Source organism: Peterkaempfera griseoplana (assembly GCF_001418575.1).
GTDB classification, from domain to species: Bacteria; Actinomycetota; Actinomycetes; order Streptomycetales; family Streptomycetaceae; genus Peterkaempfera; species Peterkaempfera griseoplana.
The window spans coordinates 1-1,378 of the sequence record NZ_LIQR01000771.1; the positions used below are offsets into that span (position 1 = coordinate 1).

The 1,378-nt window shown below is 73.0% G+C and carries 1 protein-coding gene; it reads left to right on the forward strand.

Annotated features, from left to right (window positions below):
* Positions 1-1,378, forward strand: a 1,378-nt coding sequence (locus AOK09_RS36640) for a condensation domain-containing protein (RefSeq protein ID WP_245687656.1), incomplete at both ends; no start/stop codon positions are given.

Here is a 1,378-nt window from a genome sequence, read left to right on the forward strand (position 1 = left end):
GCTGGACGCGCTGCCGCTCACGGCCAACGGCAAGCTGGACCGCAAGGCCCTGCCCGCACCCGACTGGGCATCGGCACTGTCCGCGGGAGGACGCCGGGCAGCCACCCTCCAGGAGGAAATCCTCTGCATGGCCTTCGCGGAGGTGCTGGGGCTGCCGGCGGTCGGGGTGGAGGACGACTTCTTCGACCTGGGCGGCCACTCCCTGCTGGCGGTCCGGCTGGTGAGCCGGATCCGGGCGGTGCTGGGCGTCGAGGTGGAGATCCGGGTGCTGTTCGAGGCGCCCACGGTCGCGGCGCTCGCGGCACGGCTGGCCGACGCCGGACAGGCCCGCGCGCCCCTGGCCGCCCGGCCGCGCCCTGACCGCGTACCCCTGTCGTACGGACAGCGGCGACTCTGGCTCATCGACCAGTTGGAGGGAGCAAGCGCGACCTACAACATCCCGGTCGCGGTGCGACTGTCGGGTGAGGTGGACCGGGAGGCGCTGGCTGCGGCGTTCCGGGACGTGCTGGGGCGGCACGAGGTGCTGCGGACGGTGTTCCCGATGGCCGACGGCGAGCCCTATCAGCGGATCACTGCCCTGGAGGACCTGGAATGGGAACTGACCGTCGAGGAGGTGGCCTCGCAGGACCTCGCAGCCGCCGTCGTACAGGCCCAGGGCTACGCCTTCGACCTGTCCTCGGAGGTCCCCATCCGGGCCTGGCTGTTCTCGGCCGGCGCGGAGGAGCAGGTCCTGGTGGTCGTGGTCCATCACATCGCCACGGACGGCTGGTCCAGGGCGCCCCTGGCCCGCGACGTCTCGGAGGCCTATGCGGCGCGCTGCGACGGCAGGGCCCCGGCATGGGAGCCGCTGCCGGTGCAGTACGCCGACTACGCCCTCTGGCAGCGCGAGCTCCTCGGCGAGGCGGAGGACCCCGGCAGCCTGCTGTCGCGGCAGGTCGCCTACTGGCGTGAGGCGCTGGCCGGCCTCCCGGAGGAGCTGGAGCTGCCGACCGACCGGATGCGTCCGGCGGTGGCCGGCCACCAGGGGCACAGGCTGCCGCTGGAGGTCTCCGCGGAGGTGCACGCAAGCCTCAGGGAGATGGCGCAGGCCGAGGGCGTAACGATGTTCATGGTGCTGCACGGGGCGCTGGCGGTGCTGCTGTCGCGCCTGGGCGCCGGTACCGACATCCCCATCGGCTCGGCGATCGCCGGCCGCACGGACGAGGCCCTGGACGACCTGGTGGGCTACTTCGTCAACACCTTCGTGCTGCGTACCGACCTGTCGGACGACCCCACGTTCCGCGAGGTGCTCTCCCGGGTCCGGGAGGCCGGGCTGGGCGCGTTCGCCCATCCCGACGTGCCCTTCGAGCGGCTGGTCGAGGAGCTGTCCCCGGCCAGG